This is a genomic window from Streptomyces sp. NPDC050433 (assembly GCF_044458565.1).
Taxonomy (GTDB): domain Bacteria; phylum Actinomycetota; class Actinomycetes; order Streptomycetales; family Streptomycetaceae; genus Streptomyces.
In genome coordinates this window covers 93,380-114,325 of the sequence record NZ_JBITIB010000016.1, presented here as the reverse complement: position 1 = coordinate 114,325, position 20,946 = coordinate 93,380, and the positions used below count along the sequence as shown (strand labels likewise).

Here is a 20,946-nt window from a genome sequence, read left to right as displayed (position 1 = left end):
AGGGACCCAACCCCATGTACGCGATCGCTCGCAGTGAGCTGATCCAGATCTTCCGGAACCGGCTCGTTCTGGTCACCGGTCTTATCGTGCCGGTCGCCATCAGCGCGTACTTCGTCTACCAGTACGAGATCTTCGAGGAGATGGCCGGCCTCGGCTACATCGCGGCGATCGTGATGTTCACCGTGATGGCCTTCGGGCTCTACACCACGGCCGTGACCACGCTGGCCTCGCGTCGGCAGAACCTCTTCCTCAAACGGCTGCGCTCCACCGCCGCGGGCGACGTCGACATCCTCACCGGGCTGCTGGTGCCGGTCACTGTCATCGCGCTGGTCCAAACGGTCGCGATCCTGACCGTGCTGGGCGCGGTCGCCACCGAACCGTCCCAGATCCCGCTCCTCGCGGCCGCCGTCCTGGCCACGCTGGCCATGATGGTGGGCCTGGCACTCGCCACCGCGGGGCTCACGAACTCGCCGGAGCACGCTCAGGTGACGACGCTACCCGTCAGCCTGTCGGTGATCGCGGTCGCCAGCTGGGTGGGCCTCACCGGCACTGAGGACCTCGCCCTGCTCAAGCGGCTGCTTCCTGGCGGCGCCGCGACCGAACTGGTGGTCAATGCCTGGGACGGCGGCGTACCTGTCGCGGACTCGGTGATCCTGCTGGTCCCCACACTGGGCTGGGTCGTCGTCGCCGTCGGGCTGGCCTCCCGCCTCTTCCGCTGGGAACCACGCCGATGAGCCTCGCCGGGCGCCGCCGACCCGCGGCGCCCGGCGACGAGACCGTCACCTGCGGGGGCTCCACCACCAAGGCCGTCCCGACCCCCGTGAATCACATGCCGCTCACGGTCGCCAGAACCGGCAGCGCCACCTGCCGCCTCTCCGGCCGGCCTTCACCTCTTTAGTGACAGCGTTCATCCCGAGACGAATCCGGAAGAACTGATCACCATGAAGACCACATGTGTCCAGCGGTATGACAAACCGCCCGTCTCAGATCGCCTGGCGGCCGGCACGCCACCGGTGATCTCGGCTGTGCGGACCACGTCCATGAACGCGGAGCAGGAGGATTCCCTGCGCTTCGCTGTGCTGGGACCGGTCAGGGCGTGGCACGGCGAACGTGAGCTGGACTTGGGCTCGCCGCAGCAGCGAGTGGTGCTGGCAGCGCTGCTGCTGCGGCGCGGGCGCCCCGTCACCGTCGCCGAACTCATCGACGCCATATGGGGCGCGGAGCCGCCGTCCGCAGCCCTGTCCGTGCTGCGCACCTATGCGTCCCGGCTGCGCAAGGTGCTCGAACCCGGACGCGACGCCGGTGAGTCCCCGCAGGTGGTGGTCTCGGCGGCGGACGGATACCTGGCCCGTGTCCCGGGACGCGCCCTGGACCTGGGTGTGTTCGAGCAGCGTGTCGCCGAGGCGAAGAAGCTGCGCGCCACGGGCGAGGTGCCGGCCGCCGCGGAGCTGCTGCACGCCGCGCTCGACGGGTGGGAGGGGGCGCCGCTGGCCGGACTGCCCGGCCCGCTGGCCGAGGCCGAGCGCTCCCGGCTGACCGAGGTGCGGCTGGTCGCGCTGGAGACCCGGCTGGACATCGATGTCCAGCTCGGGCGCCACAGCGAGGTGATCGCCGAGCTGACCGCGCTGGCCGGCGAGCACCCGTTGCGCGAACAGCTGTGCCGGCTGTTGATGCTGGCGCTGTACCGGTCGGGGCGGCAGGCCGAGGCGCTGGCGGCGTACCGCAAGACGCGCAGCACCCTGGTGGCCGAGCTGGGCATAGAGCCCGGCGCGGCCCTGCGGGAGCTGCACAACCGCATCCTGGCGGCCGACGCGGCGCTCGACCTGTCCGCCTCAGCGTCCGCAGAGTCCCAGGAGCCCCGGGGGGAGGGCACAGACCCGATCGCATCCCCGGCAACGAGGCAAGCGGCCCGCCCCGCGCAGCTGCCCGCCGACCTGGCCACCTTTACCGGCCGGGAAGCCGAACTGGTGCAGCTCAAGGGCTTGCTGCCCGACGACGGAGAGCAGCCGACCACACTGCTGATCAGCGCGATCGGCGGCATGGCGGGCATCGGCAAGACCACCCTGGCCGTGCACTGGGCGCACCGGATCGCCCACCGCTTCCCCGACGGTCAGCTGTACATCAACCTGCGCGGCCTCCATCCGACCAGCTCAGCCATGCCACCGGCGGAGGCCATCCGCATCTTCCTCGACGCGCTCGGCGTACCCGCGCAGAGCATTCCCGCCTCCCTCGACGCACAAGCGGCGCTGTACCGCAGCCTGCTCGCCGGGCGCCGGATGCTGATCCTCCTCGACAACGCCCGCAACGCCGAGCAGATCCGCCCTCTGCTGCCGGGCTCCTCCGGCTGCCTGGTCATCGTCACCAGCCGCAGCCAGCTGACGGGCCTGGTCGCCAATGACGGGGCACACCCGCTGACGCTCAACCCGCTGACGCCCGCCGAGGCGCACGACTTCCTCGCGCGCCGCATCGGCGCCGCACGGCTGGCGGCGGAGCCCCGGGCGGCGGACGAGCTGATCACGCGCTGCGCCCGGCTGCCGCTCGCCCTCGCGATCATCGCCGCCCGGGCGGCCACCTACCCGGCGTTCAAGCTCGACGCCATCGCCCAGGAACTGCGCGACAACCAGGGCAGCCTGGACGCGTTCACCGGGTACGACCTCACCACGGATATACGCGCCGTGTTCTCGTTGTCCTACGAAGCCCTGTCCGCACCGGCCGCCCGGCTGTTCAGCCTACTGGGACTGCACTCCGGCCCCGACCTCTCCGCGCCCGCCGCGGCGGCCCTCGCCGGGCTCTCCTCGGCGAAGACGCAACGCCTGCTCGTGGAGCTCACCGGCGCCCACCTGCTCACCGCACGCGCGCCGGGGCGCTACACCCTGCACGACCTGCTGCGCATCTACGCCGTTGAGCGCGTCGTCGCCTAGGAGACACCGCAGGAGCGGGACCGGGCAGCTGGTGTTGTCGGACCAGGAGCGTGCGGCTCTTGAGGGCCTGACTCGGGAGACTGGACCGGTTGGAATTTCATCTGCGACGGAGCAGTTGCACCCGTCGGCAACGGCCGCCGCAGCGAGACCCGCGACGGGTGTCGCAAGTGATGAGCACACGAGTACAGCCCGGACACCGGGCGAGAAAGGCAGTCATGTCCGACTTCAACATGCGTGAGTTCTACGACCGCTACTGCGAGGCGCTCAACGCTCATGAGTTCGACCGCATGGACGAGTTCGTCAACGAGTCCATCCTCTCGCACGGCGAGCCGGCCACTCGCGCGGACGTCGTCGCGGCGCTCAAGAGCATCACCGACGCGGTTCCCGACTTCCACTGGGAGATCAAGGAGGTGGCGATCAACGGTGAAACTCTGGCCTGCCACTCCGTCAACCACGGCACCCCGACCAAGGAATGGCTCGGGGTGGCTCCCACGGGTGCTCCGATCGAGATCGACGAGTTCGCCATCTACCGGATCCGCGACGGGAAGTTCGTGCAGATGTCGGCCGTCCACGACGCCGAGGCCCTGAAGAAGCAACTCGCGGGCTGACCCAGTCGGGCTCAGCCACGCAGAGCCCGACGCATGCGGGCGCCCGGCTACGCCATCGCCGCGAACGGCCGGTGTCGAAGGCCAGGTATTGGTGGTCTTCGCCGCCGGCGCGGCGGTCGTCTGTGAGGTGCCCCCCCGGTAGGCCGACGCCGACGTCGCGCTCGGGGACGCCGACTTCCAGGGCGAGGGTGATGACCAAGTGGCGCGGGCTGTAGGGCGTCAGGCCTGGCCGGTTGATCCCCGCGGCGTGCAGGTGGGCACGCATGTGCTTGCGCACGACGAGCGGATCATGGCTCGCCGGAGTGAACTGGACACGCTGGCCGAGGAGTTGGCCAAGCAGCTGAAGGGGTCCAGGCCGAGCAGGACAGGGCCGCGGCGAAGGCCGCCGACGGCCCCGTCCAGGCAAGGGCGGTGGGCGAGGCGACGGGCGGTTCACCGCACGCTCCTGGTAGTCGCGGCATGGAACGTGGAACGCTTCAGATGCCACCCACCGTGTGGTGCCTGCTCAGATCTGGTTCGTGCCACCGTCGACGTAGATGTTCGAGCCGACGACGTAGCTGCTCTGTTCCGAGGCCAGGAAGGCCACGACCGCGGCGGCCTCCTCGGGCTGACCCATGCGGCCCTTGGCCACGGTCGCGGCGACGTTCTCCTTGACGGCCCGAGCGGTTTCCTCGTCGCCGAAAGCGGCGGTGCCTCCGGGAGTCTCGATCCATGCCGGCGAGATCACGTTGACCCGGATGCCGCGGTCCTTGAGCTCGTTGGACCACGTCCGCGCGAACGACCGGACGGCCGCCTTCGACGCCGCGTACGCACCGAACGCCTCTACTCCACGGTCGCCGGCCGTCGAACCGACCAGGACGACCGAGGCTCCGTCGTTGAGCAGCGGCAACGCCTTCTTCACGGTGAACAATGTGCCTCGGACGTTGACCGCGAAGGTCTGGTCGAAGTGCTCCTCGGTGGTCTGTTCGAGCGTCACGAACGCACCGATCGCCGCGTTCGCCACGAGCACGTCCAAACCCCTGCCTCGCGCCCGGACGGCCTCGTACAGCCGGTCCAGGTCCTCCGGCTTCGAGATGTCGCCGACGACCGCCGTGGCCCGGTCCGCTCCGATGGTCTTGACGGCGGCCTCCAGCTCGGACTCGCGTCGGCCGGTGACGAACACGTACGCGCCCTCGTCCGCCAGCCGTACGGCGGTGGCCAGACCGATACCGGTGCTGCCCCCGGTGACCACCGACGTCTTGCCTTCCAGCTGTCCCATGTGGGTGTCTCCATCACTCTCTTGATGCCGATCCGTTCGACTTCGATACTGCGGGAGATCGGGGATACTATCCATGATGTAAAGTCCGGCATTCTTTACGTATCGTCCAGGAGGTGTCGTCGGTGCTCGGATTTCGGGATCCAGTGGCTGACGCGATCGGCCTGCTCCGGCCCCGCACGGTGATCGGGCCCAATCTCCGGGCCGCGGGAGAGTGGGCTCTGCGCTTCGACACGTTCCTGCACGTGCGAATCGGGGGCCTCGTGCGCGGCACGTGCTGGTTGATCCTCGAAGGGCACGAGCCGGTGCTCCTGCGGGAGGGTGACACCTTCATGCTGGGCAACCCGCCGCCTTACGTGCTGGCCAGCACGCTCGACGCGAGCCCGCGCCCTGCGAAGCCGGTGTGGGCGGGTGCCGAAGACGGGACCGTGCGGATCGGCCCGGAGTCCGAGGAGGACCTCTACCTCTGCGTCGGGCACATCGCGTTCGACGAGAGGAACGCGGCCCTCCTGACCAGTCTTCTGCCGCCGCTCGTGATCGTCCGCGTGGCAGATCCTCATGGCACGCGGCTCGCGCAGCTGATCGATCTCCTGGCCACGGAGGTCGGGGTCGCCGCCGCCGGCGGCCCGCTGGTGCAGAACCACCTCGCACAGATCCTGCTCGTGCACATGCTGCGTGCTCACGCCGGTCAGACCGACCGGCCCACCGGCTGGCTGGGCGCCCTGAACGAGGACGGCATCGGTGCCGCCCTGCGTGCCGTGCACACGGACGTGGCCCACTCCTGGAGCCTCAAGGAGCTCGCCGAGATCAGCCACATGTCGCGTTCCGCGTTCGCCCAGGCCTTCAAGAGCCACGTCGGGGTCCCGCCGTTGGAGTACCTGATCCAATGGCGCATGGGCCTCGCGCGCGACGCCCTCGCCCGCGACACTCTGTCGATCTCCGAGCTCGCACGGGCCACGGGCTACCTGTCCGAGAGCGCGTTCAGCACCGCGTTCCGCCGTGTGGTCGGATCATCGCCCGCACAGTTCCGGAACCAGGCACGGCAGCCACCGCGCTCGGCCGCGAACGGAAGCTGAAGGAGGCGTCCTGTGCTCAGCCGCGCCGCTCACGCCGGCGCCGCCCGGAACCGGCCCCGGACGCCGGCCCGCGCCCAGGGGTTGGGGGGCTCAGGAGCGCACGGGGATCAGTGTCAGGCGGGCTGTCGGCTGGTCGCGAAGTACGCGGCGAACCCGATCAGGCACACACCGGTCGTGCGCTGGATGACGCGGTCGACTCGTGCCGACACGAAGGCACGCCGTAGTCGCGCACCCACCACCGCGTAACCGACCGCGACGGCGAACTCCACCGCCAGGTAGGCCACGCCGACCGTCAGGAGACCTGCGGTGAGCGGTCCCGGACCGGACACGAACTGGGGCAGCAGCGCCGCGAACAGCAGCACGGCCTTGGGATTGGTGCCGGCCACGACGAACTCCTCACGGCTCAGCGCCCACACGCCGCGTGCCCGTGAGTCCGCGTGCGTCGTCGCGTCGTCGGCGGCTCCTGGTGCCACGCGCCGCGACGACCGCAGGATCCCCACCCCGAGATACAGCAGGTAGACCACCCCGGTCCACTTGATGAAGGTAAACAACCGTTCGGACTGCAGAAGCAGCGTGCCAAGGCCGGCGCTGACCAGCACTATCATCACGGCGAACGCGGCCAGCCTGCCGCCTACGGCGAGGAGCGCTATACGGGGCCCCTGCCGGTACGCGTTCCGTAGGCCCAGCAACTGGTTGGCTCCCGGGATCACCGAGATGGTCAGGGACGCCAGCAGGAAAGCCGGCCAATCAATCGCCATGAAACGATCTCCTCAGACATGGTCAAGACGGGAACGATGACCGCGCTCGTTCTTCGACGCGAGCTGTTTCCGCGAGGGGGAATGATCAAGACGGGAGGATGGTTCCTTCCCATGTCGCGCGTGTCCCGCACGGTCGGCTGGGCACATGTCCCCCGATCACAGCGGCCGTTGCGACCAGGCCCGCGCTCTATTCGATCTAGAAGTTGACGGAGACTCCAGTGCCACTGTTGCGGCTGCCCGACGGGCGCGATCTCGAGTATGAAGTGCAAGGACCGAGCACAGGACCGGTCGCCCTGTTCCACCACGGCATGCCCGGCTCGGCCGTCCCGATGGACACGGTCCTGGGTTCGATGACAGCGCGCGGGTTCCGGGTGGTCACGTACTCAAGGGCGGGATACGGCGCGTCAAGTCCCGCCACCGGCCGGACTGTTGCCGATACGGCCACTGACTGTGCCTTCCTTCTCACCCACCTTGGCGTCGAGCGCTACTTCGTTGTCGGGTGGTCCGCCGGCGGACCACATGCGCTGGCCGGGGCAGCCGTGGCTCCTGAGAACGTTGAGGGCGTGCTGCTCGTCTCCTCGTTCGCGCCGTTCGACGCCGACGGCCTCGACTACGTCGAGGGCATGGGCGCGCAGAACGTCGCGCAGTTCGGGACGGTCGGACACGGCGAATCGGCGATGCGCGAGCTCGTGGGGCAGATGGCTTCGGCGGTCCGGGGCAACACGCCGGCGGATGTCGGGACCGAGATGGCCTCCTTGCTTCCCTCCGTGGACCTGGCGGTGCTGACCGCCGAGTACGGTGCGGACAACGCGGCCAACATGGACCATGGTCTGTCCCGAGGGGACGAGGGTTGGGTCGCGGACCTGGCCGCGCTCACCAGCCCGTGGGGTTTTGACTTCGGTGTTGTCGTCGCGCCGATCGAGCTGTGGCACGGCACCGTGGACCAGATGGTCCCGGTCACGCACGGCCAGTGGCTGGCCGAGCACCTGCCCACGGCTGAGGCTCATCTGGAACCCGAGCAGGGACACCTCTCCATAGCGATCGGCAGTCTGGGAGAGAAACTCGAGGTTCTGCGAGGGCGCGTCGCCGACCGCGCCACGTCCTGACTGACTCTTCTGGTGCGGCGGCAGCTGAAGCCATCGGTATCGGACGCTTCTCCTTGAGGATCCAGGGGGATGGGGCCGGTCAGAAGGCATCGGGGTAACTGCCGTCTCCCAGGTCAGGGTCCGGCAGCACGCCCGAGGGGTCCCGGACGGCGACCTTGCGTCCGTCCAGCCGCAGTCGGCGCAGCCCTTCGAGCGACATGCGACGGCCGAGATCGGAGAAGGAATGGACCCTGGTGACGTCCAGAACCACGTCGGCCACACCGTCCGAGTCGGCCATCAGGTCCAAGAGCTCCGAAGCGGCCGTGAGTTGGACGTTGCCCCGCAGCGCGAAGGTGACCGTGCCCGGTGACTCGCTCACGTCGACGGCGTCGAGCCGCCCCTGATCGGAGGAGAACAGGTGCATCCCCATGTCCTGGGAGAGCCGCTCGAAGGCGCGGCGCCCTCTCTGGCTGTTGCCGTAGGAGTCCAGGCGCGGGGAGAAGGTTCCGATGCCCACCCGGTCGGGCAGGACGCCGACGATGCCCCCGGCGACGCCGCTCTTGGCGGGGATGCTGACGCGGGTGAGCCAGTCGCCCGCCGCGTCGTACATCCCGGCCGCGGCCATCACGGCCATGACCTGCCGGGCGATGGCGGGGTCCATGACCCGTTCACCGGTGACGGGTTGGACACCTCCGGTGGCGAGCGTCGCGGCCATCACGGAGAGGTCCCGGACGGTGACCAGGATCGAGCACTGGCGCGTATATCCCGCGACGACGGACGGCACGTCCCCGTCGAGAATGCCGTAGGTGCGCAGCATGTAGGCGAGGGCAAGGTTGCGGTGCGCGGAGCCCAGCTCTGAAGCGCACACACGCTCGTCGACCCGCAGGTCCCGGCCCGCGAGGCGGGAAAAGAACGCCAGGGCACGGTCGACGCGCTCGTCCTCACTGGCCTCCGCGCCGACCAGGAGCGAATGCACGGTGATGGCTCCGGCGTTGATCATGGGATTCTTGGGCCGGTGGGTCCCCCCTTCGAGGGAGAGCTCGTTGAATGCCTCGCCCGATGGCTCGACCCCGACGACATCCAGGACGCGGTCGAGGCCGCGATCGATGATGGCGGCCGCGTAGGCGAACGGCTTGGAGATCGACTGGATGGAGAACTCCGTGTCGGCGTCGCCGGCGGCGTAAGTGCGACCGAGTGTCGTGGTCAGCGCGATACCGAGACGTTCCGGATCGGCTTCGGCGAGCTCGGGGATGTAGTCGGCGTTGGCGCCGCTGGTGTCGCCACGCAGGCTGTCGAGCACTTCGTCCAGGTAGTCGGGCACGGGAGTCTTCATGAGGCAGGTCCTTGTGTCGCAAGCGGGAGAGGCGTCGCGGCCGGTGGCATCGGTGCGCGCTTTTGCGGTTACGGACCGACCTCAGGCCGGTACAGATCAGATGTCAACTGAGGCAGTCCCGTGTCGGGCGTCGTGACGCTCGGCGCGCGGCGTGTCGGTCACGACGTTCCTGCCTCTCGATGCCGGGAGATCCGGCTACCGAGTGGAACACTCAAGTCAGGCGTATGTTCCCGCCGGCTGCCCCCGCTCCCATTGGAGGCGGGGGCAGCCGTTCACGCCGCCAACACCGCTCCGGGGTGCGCCGCGAGTAACGGACCGCACCCCGTGGCCAACGGCCGATGACGCATGCTCTCGGATCTAGCCGAGGAAGGAGAGCAGGGCTGAATTGACCTCATCCGCGTGTGTCCAGAGCAACCCGTGCGGGGCGCCCTCGATCTCCACGTACTGCGCCTCGGGCAATTCCCGTCGAAAGCGGCGGGCGGTAGCGTCGATGGGCAGGATCTTGTCGGCTGTGCCGTGCAGGATCAGAGTCGGCTTGCCGCTGTCGCGGACGGCTTCGACGTCGGTGCGGAAGTCTTCGATCCAAGCGGAAACAACCGCGTAGGCCGCCACGGGTGCACTCGATATCGCCACGTTCCAGCTCGCGGTGACGGCCTCCTGGCTGATCCGACTGCCAAGGTTCTCCTCAAGATCGTAGAAGTCCGAGAAGAACTGCGTGTACCAGGCGTACCGATCATCTTTCGCCGCTGCCTCGATTCCGTCGAAGACCTTCTGCGGCACACCCTCGGGGTTGTCGTCCCGGGCGACGAGGAAAGGCTCCAGCGAGGCCAGGAACGCGAGCTTGGCGACCCTTTCATGTCCGAATTGTGAGACGTAACGGGCGAGTTCGCCCGTACCCATCGAGAAGCCCACCAGGACGGCGTCGCGAAGGTCGAGCGTCTCCAGCACGGTGTTCAGGTCTGCGGCGAAGGTGTCGTAGTCGTACCCGGAGTTCACCTTTGACGACTTGCCGAAGCCCCGGCGGTCGTAGGTGATGACGCGGTATCCGGCGGCCAGGAGATCTCGCGTCTGGCGCTCCCAGCTGTGACCGTTCAGTGGATATCCGTGGATCAGGACGACGGGCCGGCCTTCGCCCTGATCCTCGTAGTAGAGCTCGACCGGCGTGCTGTTTTCATCGCCTACGGTGATGTACCCCATTTACTTGCCCTTTCTAGTCGCTGTGGGCGTCGAGGCCCGGAGGATCAAATCCCCTGTGTTCCACGCTTGCTCTTGGACAGCGGCATCAGCTCGTGCGCATCTCGCCGGCACGCTCATCCGGCTCGACCATGATCGGCAAGACGCTGTCGTTGTTCGCGGGAGGTCGCACCCTTACGCGGGGAGCAGTACGAGCTTGCCGCCCAGGTGCCCCGACTGGCTGACCTCCAGTGCGGTCGCCACCTCGCCGAGGGGGTACGTCCGCTGGATCGGCACCCGCAGCCGACCCCCCTCGATGAGGGCGAGGATGTCCCTGAGCGCTTGGGACCCGCCCGCTCCGGGCTCGCTCATGTGGATCTGGATACCGCTCCCGGCCGCGTCGAAGGCCGCGAGGGAGAGGACACGCGCCGGGCCGCCCGCGAGTTCGATGGAGTCCGGGATCTCACCGCGGCCGGAGGCGTCGAGGACCGCGTCGACTCCCTGGGGGAGATGCCCCGTACGCGCTCGGCCAGTCCCTTGCCGTAGGTGACCGGCTTCACGCCGAGGGAGCGGAGCAGCTCGTGGTTGCTCTCGCTCGCGGTGCCGATGACGCGCACGCCCCGGTCGACGGCGAGCTGCACGGCGAACGTGCCGACACCACCGGCTGCGGCGTGGACCAGGAGCGTCTCACCCTCGGCGATCTTGAGCTTGTTCAGCACCTCCCAGGCGGTGATGCCCGAGCCGGCCAGGGTTCCGGCCACCTCCCACGGGACAGAGGCCGGCTTGGCGACCAGCGCGGCCGGGTCGGCCAGGGCGAACTGGGCGTAGGACGGAGTGATGGAGGCTCCCAGCACCTCGTCCCCCACGCTGAAGGCGGTCACGCCTTCCCCCACTTGGTCGACCACACCGGCCACGTCGGACCCGAGACCACCGGGGAGGTCGAGGGGCATCACCTGGCTCATGTACCCGCGCAGGATCTTCCAGTCGATCGGGTTGACACCTGCGGCCCGCACCGTGAGCCGTACCTGGCCAGGGCCCGCGGTGGGCGGCGGAACATCGATGACCCGCAGCACGTCGGTGGTGCCGTACTCGGAGAACTGCACTGTGAGGGACATTTGCTCGACTCCTGGCTCCTCTGGGGCATTCACGTGCGAGAGTGCGAGTCAGCCCGGCGCTGTCCGACCGCAGGGCCCAGCGTGGTCGCAGTACGGCTGAAGACGGCTCTGTCCGCACCCGCACAGGAGGGCCCTGGTCTCGGCCCGCGGCCGTTCTGGTGTGCCCGCGCTCAACTCGCCATGTGCGATCAGCTGTTGCGCGTGATCTGCGCGGACCGGTTCGGGGGCTCCGCCCCGCCGTCCATGAGTTCGTACTGCAGTGCACCCGAGGGACAGCGACGCACCACTTCGGCCACGCGCTCGGCCTCGGCACCGTCGGGCCGGATCCACGGACGCTCGCCCGGGTCGAAGACCTCCGGCAGGCCGTGGACGCATTCGGCGGCGTGCAAGCACCGCCCGGCCTCGAAGGTCACAGTGATCGACTGGCCCTTGTACGCCTTCTTCTCGGTTCCGCCGCTCATGCCGGCCTCCGTCGTTGCCATGTCTGGCCGTTCAGTCGCTGACTTTGCTGCGGGACTGGTACAGCAGGTCCTGGTACTCGGGGTGCCGGGCGATCCACCCCGCGAAGAACGGGCAGGTGGCCAGCACCCGCAGGTTCGCGGCCCGCGCCTCGTCGAGGGCGGTGCGGGCCAGCGCCGACCCGACTCCCCTGCCCTCGTACTCCGGCGAGACCTCGGTGTGTACGAACGCGACCAGTTGCGTGGTGCGGATGTACTCCGCGATGCCGGCGACCTCGGCCTTTCCGTCGACCCGGGCCTCGTACCGCTTGGCTCCGGGAGCGTCGCTCACTTCCACTGCCATGTGTCCTCCCTCAGTCCTCCGCAGTCCTCCGCGTGAGTCTCGTTGCACACTAACCCAATCCGGTTGACGCATCAACTTGCGCCTGCCGCATCCGGCACCCTCAAGGCCTGGGTCAATCGACAACGGGTCGCCGGAATATCCGGCGACCCGTTGTCGTAGCACCGCGGTTGCCCTCCGTCACTCGTCGGTGAGAGCCTCCGCGTAGGGGAAGATGAGCTCTCCGGAGGACGACTCCGGCGGTGCCACGACGATCTGCCTCGACCCGTTCTGGAATTGACCGAGCTCATGGCCGGTAATTCCCTGGAACTGGACTTGCAGGACGCGCGGCTCCGACCACTCACCCTTGACCCCGAACCTGACATCGCCCATGACGGTCGGGAAGGTGTTCTCCCGTGTGTACGCCGAGAGGCTCGCGTCGTCGAAACCGCCGGTCACTTCGACGGCCTGGGCGACCACCTGCATCTGGGCGTAGGCGAGGGGCACCATGTAGTGCCCCAGGAGGTCGACACCGGCTTCGCCGGCCCGTTCCTGGTAGGTGTTCAGCAGCTCCCGAACGCCCGGGAACATCATTTTGGGCACCGGCGCCCAGTACTCGTAGTTCACGAAACCGTTGAGCGACGGGCCGAGCTTCGTCCTCACCGCTGTGTTCTGCGGACCGATCATGGCACCGCCGACCATCTTCGGCCGGTAGTGGTGCGACCGGATGGTTCGCACCAGACCGACCGAGTCGGCCAGGTACGAACACAGGAACAACAGCTCACTGCCACTTTCCGCGACGGCGTCGATGAGCGGTGTGAAATCCTCGGTCGACAGCGGATACGTGACCTCGTGGACGACCTTGATCCCGTACTTCTCGGCATTGGCCTTGGCGCCAAGAATGGGATTTCGCGAGAACTCGGCGTCGGCGGACACGAGCGCCACGGTTTCCGGCCGGGGATTCTGCTCCGCGGCGAGAGCGAAGAACCCTTCGGTGAGTGCGGCATTCGGGTCCGGCCCGGTGGGAATCATGGCGAAGTAGTTCGGATAGACGAGCACGTTGTTGACGCCGAGGCCCATGAGCCCGACGAAGAAGCGCTCCCGCCCCACTATCAACGGCATGGCCGGCAGCAGAGTGTTGGTGCCGTAACCACCGATGACGAGATCCACCTCGTCCTCGTCGATCAGCCGCTCGTAGATCCCGGGAACAAGGTCGGCGTTCCCTTGGTCGTCGTAGCGGACGAACTCGACAGGACGGCCGAGCAGTCCACCGCGAGCGTTGATGTCCTCGCGCCAGATCTCATGGGCGAGACGGGCCGACCGGCTGTTGTCCGCGAGGGAACCGGTCAGCGACAGGCAGTACCCGATACGGATGGGAGCCTGCGTGGTCGCGATGTCAGCCCTCGCTCCCGGTGGGCGTGGCCAGGAGCTGCGTCTCCCAGGCGTAGGCCACACCGCTGGCACCGGCGTGCTGCAACATGACCTCGACGAGGCCCGGTACGGTCTTCTCACGGGCATAGTCGCGCTGCCACTCGGACATCACGGCAAGCCAGGTGATCGGGGTCACGCCCGCCTGGATCATGCGCCGCACCGCCATGTCGTGGGCCTCCTTCGAGGCACCGCCCGACGCGTCGGTGACGACGAAGACGTCGAAGCCCTCGCCCGCCGCCTGTATCGCCGGCATGGCCACACAGACCTCCGTCCAGAGGCCGGCGATGATCAGCTTCTTGCGTCCTGTCGCCTTGACGGCATCCACGACGCGCTCGTCCTGCCAGGTGTTGACCCAGGTCCTGTTGATCGGCTTCTGCTCCGGGAACACATCCTGCAGACCCTGGAGAAGAAAGCCACCGCGCTCCTCCAGAACGGTCGTCAGAATGGTCGGGACGTCGAACGCCTTGGCGGCCTTGGCGAGCCCGACGGCGTTGTTGATGACCATCGTCGGTTCGTGGCTGTGCAGGTTGGCGACCTGGAACGCCTGGTGGTCGATCAGTACGACAACGCTTTCCTCGGGCGTCAGCAGCGCGTTGAGTCCGGCCTTGTTCTCAGTGCTCATGGGATTCCCTTGCTGGAGGTTCGCGTCCACGGGCCTCAGGCAGCGCACCGAAATCTCGATGCCTACGGTGAGCCGACTACGGGCTGACCGGCCGGCGACCCCAAACCACTTGGTTGACGCGTCACCCACATTAGGTGCCGACCCTTGACGCGTCAACTAGCTCCAGTGGAGGGCGATCTGACGGCGGATCCGGCGATTTGGAAGAAGGTGTGGGGCGGTCGGGTGCGGGCTCAGGTGCGGACGAAGACCGACCAGACCATGCGGATCGGGCGCAGCCGGGAGATGAAACGCAGTCCGTGCCGTGTGGCGGCCGGTTCGGTGGTGAGCGCGAGGTCGTAGCGGCGCTCGGCCACGGCCTGGGCCGCCTGGCTGGTGGAGTCCGCGGTGGCCACTTCGGGCAACTGGTAGAGGGAGGGAAGTAGTTGGTCGACCAACGGTCGCGGCGAGGGGTGCGTCACCACGCTTGGGCGGTTGGGCAGCGGACCGCCGTCGGCGCGCCGGGCGATGCCGTACAGCGGGGTGTCCATGACGAAGACGCCGGCCAGTGCGATGTCGTCGGCCATGTAGAAGTGGTGGATGTCCCGGTAGGCGTTGGCGACGACCACATGGCTGACGGTGCCGGCCTTCAGGTCCTCCAAGGCCTGTTCGTAGGTCGCCCTCAGCACGATCGGCGGCCCGTCGGGTAAGCGGGTCCGCAGCAGAGAGGCGGCCTGCTCGCTGCTCGTGCCCTCGGGGCCCAGCGTTCCGATGGCCGGGGGCCCGGCCGGTGCGGGCCGGATGTCGATCCAGCCCAGCTCGACGGTCATGCGTTACTCCTCGATGTCGGCGACAACCCAGGTGCTGACGGCGCGCCACAGCGCCGCGGATTCCTGGTGGAAGGGGTGGTCCTGGTAGCTGCGCAAGGCGTCCTGGTCGGGCAGCAGGCCGATCGCGGCGAAGTCGTAGGCGATCGGACGGTCGGCGGTGTTGCGGCCCACCTGCCAGTGCAGGAGGCCGGGCACCCGCTCGCCGACGAGCCGCGAGGACCGCTCGGCCGCGAGGGCCGCGGGATCCTGCCAGTCGAAGCCTGGCTTGAACTTGAACAGCACAATGTGTCTGATCATTGGCATCCTTTACGGGCCGAATGGTCACCAAATCACCCGTGCGACGGCACGCGGGCAGGCCGACGGGGATGTCGTCGACAGAGCAGCGTGTTTTCCGCACAGAGACGGAGGGCGGATTTCGGACCGGCCGACACCCTCTGTCACGTCAGGCGTCGGACACGATCTCTTGTGCATATGGACGGCTGCTTGCGATGGCAGCTTTCCGGCCGGACCGGGGGGCGGGAGAAAAGCCGGCGATCAGGCGGAATGAGCGGGCGCCTGGGCCTCGGCCGTCACGAAGGCGGTCAGCCGGTCGAGTCCCTCGTCGATCGACGCGTCGTCAAGCAGGCTGAAGGACAGCCGAATCTGGTGTGAGGAGGCCATGCCGGTGTGGAAATGGTGCATGGGGGTCCAGATGACCCCGTGGTCGCGCGCCGATCTGCGCAGCGAACGGTCGTCCACGGCGAACGGCACCGTCAGGACGACGAAGAACCCGCCGGCCGGGGTGTTCCACGTCACCGGGCCGCCGGCGGCGAAGCGCGCGGCGAGGCCGGCCAGCACGTGCCGCAGGTTGGCGCGGTAAACCTCGATCTCACGCTTGTTCGCGGCGAGCATGCTGCACCCGTGGCGCAGAAGCTTGCCGCCGATGACGGCCTGGGCGACGGGTGAGGTGTTGAGAGTGACGTTGCTCTTGATCAGCGACAGCTGGTCCGCGAGCGTGCCCACCGGGCGGCCGTCCCTGATGACGGGCTGGTCGGCCACGACGAAGCCGACGCGGGCGCCGGGCAGGCCGGTCTTGGCGAAGGAGCCGACGTGCACGACCTGGTGCCGTGTGTCGAGCGCCTTGAGTGTCGGCGGCCGGGTGGCGGGGTCAGCCTGGAAGAGGCCGTAGGGGTTGTCCTCGATGATCAGCAGATCGAGATCGGCCGCCAGGTCGAGCAGGGCGGTCCGGGTGGCCAGGTCCAGGCTCACCCCGGTGGGGTTGGCGAAGTCGGGCACGAGGTAGAGGGCGCGCGGCCGTTGTCCGCGGGCGCGGGCCGCCGCCACCTGACGCTTGAGGTCGGCGAGGTCGAGCCCACCGTCTCCGTCCCCGACGCCCAGCACGGGCATGTCCAGCAGGCGCGCGGCGCCGGTCAGTCCGAAGTAGGTGGGCTCGACGGCGAGGACGACGTCCTGCGGGGCGGCGCGCAGGGACCGCAGCGTCAGGAACATCGCCTCCTGGCTGCCGACGGTCACCACCACCGCGTCGGGGTCGACGGTGATGCCCTCGTCGATCTCAAGGTAGCGGGCGACCAGGTCGTGGATGATGCCCTTCGTCCGCCCGTACTGGAACAGGGTTCTTCGGGCCTCCTCGTCCGTCAGCCCCACCACCTCGGTGAGGTGTGTGACGAAGGTGTCCAGGTAGCCGGAGAGCTGCTCGACCCGGAAGAACTCCTCGTAGGGCCGGCCGGCGGCGAAGGACACCGCCTGCGGGTGGTCCGAGGCGATGTCGTTCAGCAGATTCATGGAAAGCAGGACGGGATCGTCCAGCGAGGGATGCAGTTGCGCGAAGGATAATTCGACCACTTTTCAATTCTCCATCTCTGCGGATTCGACGGTCGGGATGGTGCACACCGGAACGTCTCAGCAAAAGCGTGGACGCGAAAAAACTCTGTCAACGGGGATCGTTGTGACCGCCGTCGCACCGCGCCGGGAAATCAGCGGAAATCTTCACCGTGTCGACCCGACATCGACGACACCATGTGGGCACCGCACTGTGCCGGCACGCCTTCGAACACATGCCGGCCCTGGGGGCTGGTCCTGCTGGACACGAAGCCCCTGGCGCATCGAGCACGACTGTCGCGAACGCCAACCGAAAGCAATCGGGCAGCCCCGAGGGTCAACGCCGGCCTGCGACACTTGTGTTAAGCGTCTGCCTGGTCGAGGACTTCAACAACACGCGCGCTGATCCTGCCGAGGGCGACGGTATCGGATGCGCCCAAGTTATCGAAAAGGACGTCTCGTATTTCTGCGCGCTGCGCGCGTAGCACCCGTACCACGAGCAGCCGACCTTGCGAGGTCAGGGTGGCCTCGTAGGCACGTCGTCCCGCCGGTACACGTCCGCGGGTGACCAGACCCTGGCGTTCCAGGACAGTGAGCGTGTGGCTGACGCGGCTGGGCGAGAAGCGCAACTCGCCGGCGAGCACTTTGAGGCCCATCGTCTGATTCTCCGCGGCGCTGAGAAGGACCAGCAGTTTGAAATGCCCGTGCGAGATATTCCCGTCGCGCTGGGATTGCCGTTCCAGCGCAACCTCCAGGAGATGGGCCGCCAGCACCAGGTCATGCCACACTGCGGCTCGGTCGAAGTCGTCGTCACGTCGCATCGTCACGGTGTTTATCCTTGCGCCGGCGCGTCGGCATGTCGACCTGCCGGGCCTACACCATTGCGTTGCCGTTGGCGGATTGTTCGGCGGTGACGATGTCTTGGACGACGTCCCAGTGTTCCACGATGCGTCCGTCGTCCAGCCGGAAGATGTCGGCGATGGCCACGGGGTTCGGAGCCCAGCCGTGGACGATGCTGTGCGTGAAGACCAGATCGCCTTGGGCTGCGATCCGCTGCGGCTCCCAGGAGAAGCCTTCCAGGTGCGGAACGGAGTTGCGCAGGGTGTCGAGCCCGTTGGGCATCTGCGGGCTGTGCTGGATGTACGGTTCGGCCCAGTATCGGTCTATCGCGGTGAGGTCCTTCTCGGCGAACAACTCCCGCATCGCGGTGAGCACGATGTCGATGTTGCGTTCTGCCTGATCGTCCCGCACGGCGGCGTGCCGGCCTGTTGATTGCCTGGTCATGACTTGTCCTTCAGATCGTCGATCACAACCTCAGTGCTGATTTGAAGTATCAACTCAGAGCGGCGCTTGTGCAAGATTCTGAGACGCGGAACACATAGCGGTGGGCGATGGATTGATCAGATTCCGGTAAGTGGGTAGAAGGCGGCCGGTGCCGTCCCCGCATTGCACGCCCCATTCATGCTGACCATTGCGGACCGACAGCGACTGGCTCTGCTTGCCCACGCCCTACGCAACGCCGCCATCGGGGCACTTCGCACCGCTGGCGTTACCGACATCGCTGCCGCAAACCGGCATCACGCCCGTGACAACACCACAACCATGGCTTGCGGTCCGGCGCCGGCGCGGATCCGGGAACGCCTTCGTCGTAGGTCGCGGCGGCCGTGACCGCGGTCGGTGGCGCGGGTACCGCCTGGGGCTCGCCTGGGCAGGCCGGCGAGTTGGGCGCGCAGGGTGGGCTGGTTGGCCTTGACGGCCAGGGCCCAGTGCGCGCTTGCAGTCCACGCGGTCGGGTCGGACGCGGACGAAGCGACCCGGCAGAACCTGGCGGAGAGGCTCGCGCCGACCCTCGTCCAACACGTCATCGGCTACCCGTGGCTGAACGTCCCGGCCGGGCCGCGGTGCGGTGGACAGTGGCGAGCGTCCGGTCCACGGCTGCGGACAGTGCGGTGTCGTTCTCATCGATGCCGGCCCAGGCGATGTGCCCGTCGGGGCGGATGAGGGCGGCGCGCACGGTGGCCCAGGCGGCCGGGGGCCGGTCGAGGGTCGCGGTGTGCACCGCGAGTCCCGGCCGAGTCCGGTCTGCCAGGACGCCCGCCGTCAGGTCGAGCAGGAGGTAGCTGTCCGGGCGCAAGCGGGAGAACAGGTGGTTCTCGGAGCCGGTGAAAGCCAGGTCGGGGGCGCGGGTGCCGGTGAGCGGGTGAGCTGTTGGGTCCGGCGTGGGGTAGCTGACGGCGAGTGCGGTGAGACGTTCGGACAGGGCCTTGCTGAGTGCCGGCTGAGTGGCGATCATCCCGCTGAACAGGGAGCGCAGGTCGAGGCCTTCGGGTGTGAAGCAGGTCATCAGGGCGGTCTGGGCGCGGCTGTGTTCCATCAGCTGGGCGCCTATGGGGTGGCGCTCGGTGTGATAGGTGTCAAGCAGGTGATCAGGGGCCCAGCCGCGGAGGGTGGCGGCGAGTTTCCAGCCGAGGTTGTGCGCGTCCTGGATGCCGACGTTCATCCCGACGCCACCCGCCGGGAAGTGCTGGTGGGCGGCGTCACCGGCGAGCAGGATCCGACCTCGTCGGTACTGGGCGGCCAGCCGGGTGGCATTGCCGAATCGGGAGAGCCAGACCGGGTCGCGCATCCCGAAGTCCTCACCCCCGATGGCGACGGTCTTGGCCCGAAGCTCCTCCAGTGTGAGTTCGCCGGGCCATTGTGTCGTGTGGCTGTCGGGGCTGACACCGACCACACGGTGCCGCCCACCGGGCAGCGGCGCGACCATCACTCCACCCCGGAGCCCGAAGGTGCTGAATCCGGGCCGCGGCGGGCTGTCAAGGGTGACGTCGCCAAGCCAGCCCAAGACGGTGGAGGGCGTACCGACGAAGTCGATGCCGGCGGCGGTGCGCACGGTGCTGCGGGAGCCGTCGCAGCCGATGATGAACGCCGCCTGGAGTTCGTATGACCCGTCCAGCCCGTCCAGCCCGTCCAGCCCATCCACCTGAACGGTCACCGACTCCGCGTCCTCGGTGAACCCGGTGACACGGTGACCGCGCACGATCGTGGCGCCGAGCGCGAGCGCGTGCTCCTCCAGTAGTTCCTCGGTGCGGGCCTGGGGCAGGGCGAGGGTGTACGGGAACGGGCTCTCCAGCGCGCGGAAGTCGAGCCGGTCGTCGAGCATGGCGAAGTGGCCGCCCGGGATCGGCAAACCCTCCGCGAGGAAGGGCTTGTGCACGCCTCGCGAGGCGAGGATCTCAAGGGTGCGCGGGTGGATGGTGAGGGCCTTGGAGCGCTGGTCGATGTCTACACGCTCCTCGATGACGGTGACGGAGACCCCGCCCAGCCGCAGTTCGGCGGCGAGCCAGAGCCCGACCGGGCCCCCTCCGGCGATGACAACCTGCTGTTCCATGAACCGTCCTAGGTCAGTGACCAATAATCTTGTGCACAGTAGACTAGGTCGGTGACCAATAGGCAAGCGCGTGAGGACCGCGCCCCGCGGCTGGATCCCGGAACGGTGATCCGTACCGGGCTGGAACTGCTGGACGAAAAGGGTCTGGACGCCCTGTCCACCCGGGCGGTCGCCGACCGGCTCGGCGTACGGATGAACACGGTGCTGTGGCATGTGAAGACCAAGGCCCGGATGCTGGAGCTGATGGCGGACGCCGTCGTCGGCGACGCCTCACTCGACGACCTTCCGGCCCCTTGGGACGAGCGCGTCCGCGAACTGGCCCGCCGGTACCGTCGCGCCCTGCTCGCCCACCGCGACGGCGCCACGCTCGTCGTCGGCACCTACGTCGCCGAACCACATACCCTGCGTTTCGCCGACGCTCTGGTGGGCGCGTTGCTGGACGGCGGCCTGGACGAGCGTGAGACCGCCTGGACCGCGTGGACGATCATCTACTTCATCCTCGGACTCACCCAGGAGGAACAAGCGGCGGCCCACCAGTCACCGAACGGCCGCCTGGCCAACGCGGTCTCCGAGACGGCCTACCCCGCCCTCCATCGCGTCCTCGGTCATCTCGGCGCGGAATCATTTCGCGAGCGCTTCGAGTTCGGCCTGTCCGCGATCCTCGCGAGAAGGTGACCGAGCACGGGGAAGGGGCCAGAAAGAGCCCCGGCCGCGATATCTGCGGCATGGTCGTTGAGCAGACCTTCGCCCTGCTCCACCAGTTCAAGCGCCTCGCCGCCC

General features: G+C 68.2%; 20 protein-coding genes and 1 pseudogene. 6 read left to right on the top strand and 15 right to left on the bottom strand.

Features of this window, described 5'->3' with window-relative positions; genetic code table 11:
- The first annotated feature begins 14 nt into the window (after positions 1-14).
- The 3 genes from ACIBLA_RS20875 to ACIBLA_RS20865 all read left to right on the top strand — a co-directional run bounded on the left by ACIBLA_RS20875 (position 15) and on the right by ACIBLA_RS20865 (position 3,529).
- The gene (locus ACIBLA_RS20875; protein WP_363243929.1) at positions 15-734 is read left to right on the top strand and encodes an ABC transporter permease; all 720 of its coding nucleotides are present in this window, start codon (positions 15-17) and stop codon (positions 732-734) included.
- A gap of 306 nt (positions 735-1,040) precedes the next feature.
- Entirely contained in the window at positions 1,041-2,921 is a 1,881-nt protein-coding gene (locus tag ACIBLA_RS20870; RefSeq protein ID WP_363243928.1) for a BTAD domain-containing putative transcriptional regulator, read from the top strand.
- A gap of 215 nt (positions 2,922-3,136) precedes the next feature.
- Positions 3,137-3,529 (top strand): ester cyclase, encoded by a 393-nt coding sequence (locus ACIBLA_RS20865; RefSeq protein WP_363243927.1) that lies wholly within the window; start codon positions 3,137-3,139, stop codon positions 3,527-3,529.
- A 505-nt stretch (positions 3,530-4,034) separates the two neighbouring features.
- On the opposite strand, the gene ACIBLA_RS20860 is transcribed toward ACIBLA_RS20865, so the two are convergent.
- Positions 4,035-4,787: an SDR family oxidoreductase gene (locus ACIBLA_RS20860; RefSeq protein ID WP_363243926.1), complete on the bottom strand. Its 753-nt coding sequence runs from the start codon at positions 4,785-4,787 to the stop codon at positions 4,035-4,037.
- 143 nt (positions 4,788-4,930) lie between these two features.
- Between ACIBLA_RS20860 and ACIBLA_RS20855 the strand changes: the two genes are divergently transcribed.
- Positions 4,931-5,860 carry an AraC family transcriptional regulator gene (locus ACIBLA_RS20855; RefSeq protein ID WP_363243925.1) on the top strand — a complete coding sequence of 310 codons (930 nt, stop codon included), beginning with the start codon at positions 4,931-4,933 and terminating at the stop codon, positions 5,858-5,860.
- Positions 5,861-5,973: 113 nt separating this feature from the next.
- Here the strand turns inward: ACIBLA_RS20855 and ACIBLA_RS20850 are convergent, their stop codons facing one another.
- The gene (locus ACIBLA_RS20850) at positions 5,974-6,618 is read right to left on the bottom strand and encodes a LysE family translocator (protein WP_399199405.1); all 645 of its coding nucleotides are present in this window, start codon (positions 6,616-6,618) and stop codon (positions 5,974-5,976) included.
- A gap of 218 nt (positions 6,619-6,836) precedes the next feature.
- On the opposite strand from ACIBLA_RS20850, the gene ACIBLA_RS20845 reads away from it, so the two are divergent.
- Entirely contained in the window at positions 6,837-7,724 is an 888-nt protein-coding gene (locus tag ACIBLA_RS20845; protein WP_399199404.1) for an alpha/beta fold hydrolase, read from the top strand.
- Positions 7,725-7,803: 79 nt separating this feature from the next.
- Here the strand turns inward: ACIBLA_RS20845 and ACIBLA_RS20840 are convergent, their stop codons facing one another.
- From ACIBLA_RS20840 to ACIBLA_RS20780, 13 genes and pseudogenes are all read right to left on the bottom strand, one after another.
- Positions 7,804-9,036: a glutaminase gene (locus ACIBLA_RS20840; RefSeq protein ID WP_399199402.1), complete on the bottom strand. Its 1,233-nt coding sequence runs from the start codon at positions 9,034-9,036 to the stop codon at positions 7,804-7,806.
- 357 nt (positions 9,037-9,393) lie between these two features.
- The gene (locus ACIBLA_RS20835; protein WP_399199401.1) at positions 9,394-10,233 is read right to left on the bottom strand and encodes an alpha/beta fold hydrolase; all 840 of its coding nucleotides are present in this window, start codon (positions 10,231-10,233) and stop codon (positions 9,394-9,396) included.
- A gap of 171 nt (positions 10,234-10,404) precedes the next feature.
- Positions 10,405-11,324: pseudogene (locus tag ACIBLA_RS20830) on the bottom strand (NADP-dependent oxidoreductase).
- A 188-nt stretch (positions 11,325-11,512) separates the two neighbouring features.
- The gene (locus ACIBLA_RS20825; RefSeq protein WP_363243920.1) at positions 11,513-11,785 is read right to left on the bottom strand and encodes a (4Fe-4S)-binding protein; all 273 of its coding nucleotides are present in this window, start codon (positions 11,783-11,785) and stop codon (positions 11,513-11,515) included.
- 31 nt (positions 11,786-11,816) lie between these two features.
- A complete protein-coding gene (locus ACIBLA_RS20820; protein WP_363243919.1) occupies positions 11,817-12,125 on the bottom strand; it encodes a GNAT family N-acetyltransferase in 309 nt (102 codons plus the stop codon).
- Positions 12,126-12,302: 177 nt separating this feature from the next.
- Positions 12,303-13,556, bottom strand: a complete 1,254-nt coding sequence (locus ACIBLA_RS20815; RefSeq protein WP_399199400.1) for an amino acid ABC transporter substrate-binding protein — start codon at positions 13,554-13,556, stop codon at positions 12,303-12,305.
- Positions 13,498-14,154, bottom strand: a complete 657-nt coding sequence (locus ACIBLA_RS20810) for a hydrolase (protein ID WP_363243917.1) — start codon at positions 14,152-14,154, stop codon at positions 13,498-13,500. Before ACIBLA_RS20810 ends, ACIBLA_RS20815 begins: the two co-directional genes overlap by 59 nt.
- A 230-nt stretch (positions 14,155-14,384) precedes the next feature.
- Complete coding sequence (locus ACIBLA_RS20805; RefSeq protein ID WP_363243916.1) at positions 14,385-14,960, bottom strand: hypothetical protein; 576 nt, start codon at positions 14,958-14,960, stop codon at positions 14,385-14,387.
- A gap of 3 nt (positions 14,961-14,963) precedes the next feature.
- Positions 14,964-15,257, bottom strand: a complete 294-nt coding sequence (locus ACIBLA_RS20800) for a Dabb family protein (protein ID WP_363243915.1) — start codon at positions 15,255-15,257, stop codon at positions 14,964-14,966.
- A gap of 237 nt (positions 15,258-15,494) precedes the next feature.
- A complete protein-coding gene (locus ACIBLA_RS20795; RefSeq protein WP_399199399.1) occupies positions 15,495-16,802 on the bottom strand; it encodes an aminotransferase class I/II-fold pyridoxal phosphate-dependent enzyme in 1,308 nt (435 codons plus the stop codon).
- Between the two features lie 338 nt (positions 16,803-17,140).
- Complete coding sequence (locus ACIBLA_RS20790) at positions 17,141-17,605, bottom strand: MarR family winged helix-turn-helix transcriptional regulator (RefSeq protein ID WP_399199398.1); 465 nt, start codon at positions 17,603-17,605, stop codon at positions 17,141-17,143.
- Positions 17,606-17,651: 46 nt separating this feature from the next.
- Positions 17,652-18,062, bottom strand: coding sequence for a nuclear transport factor 2 family protein (locus tag ACIBLA_RS20785; RefSeq protein WP_363243913.1), 411 nt, complete (start codon positions 18,060-18,062; stop codon positions 17,652-17,654).
- Positions 18,063-18,639: 577 nt separating this feature from the next.
- A complete protein-coding gene (locus ACIBLA_RS20780; protein WP_399199397.1) occupies positions 18,640-20,166 on the bottom strand; it encodes an FAD-dependent monooxygenase in 1,527 nt (508 codons plus the stop codon).
- Between the two features lie 51 nt (positions 20,167-20,217).
- Between ACIBLA_RS20780 and ACIBLA_RS20775 the strand changes: the two genes are divergently transcribed.
- Positions 20,218-20,841, top strand: coding sequence for a TetR/AcrR family transcriptional regulator C-terminal domain-containing protein (locus ACIBLA_RS20775; RefSeq protein ID WP_399199396.1), 624 nt, complete (start codon positions 20,218-20,220; stop codon positions 20,839-20,841).
- The last annotated feature ends 105 nt before the right edge of the window (positions 20,842-20,946 follow it).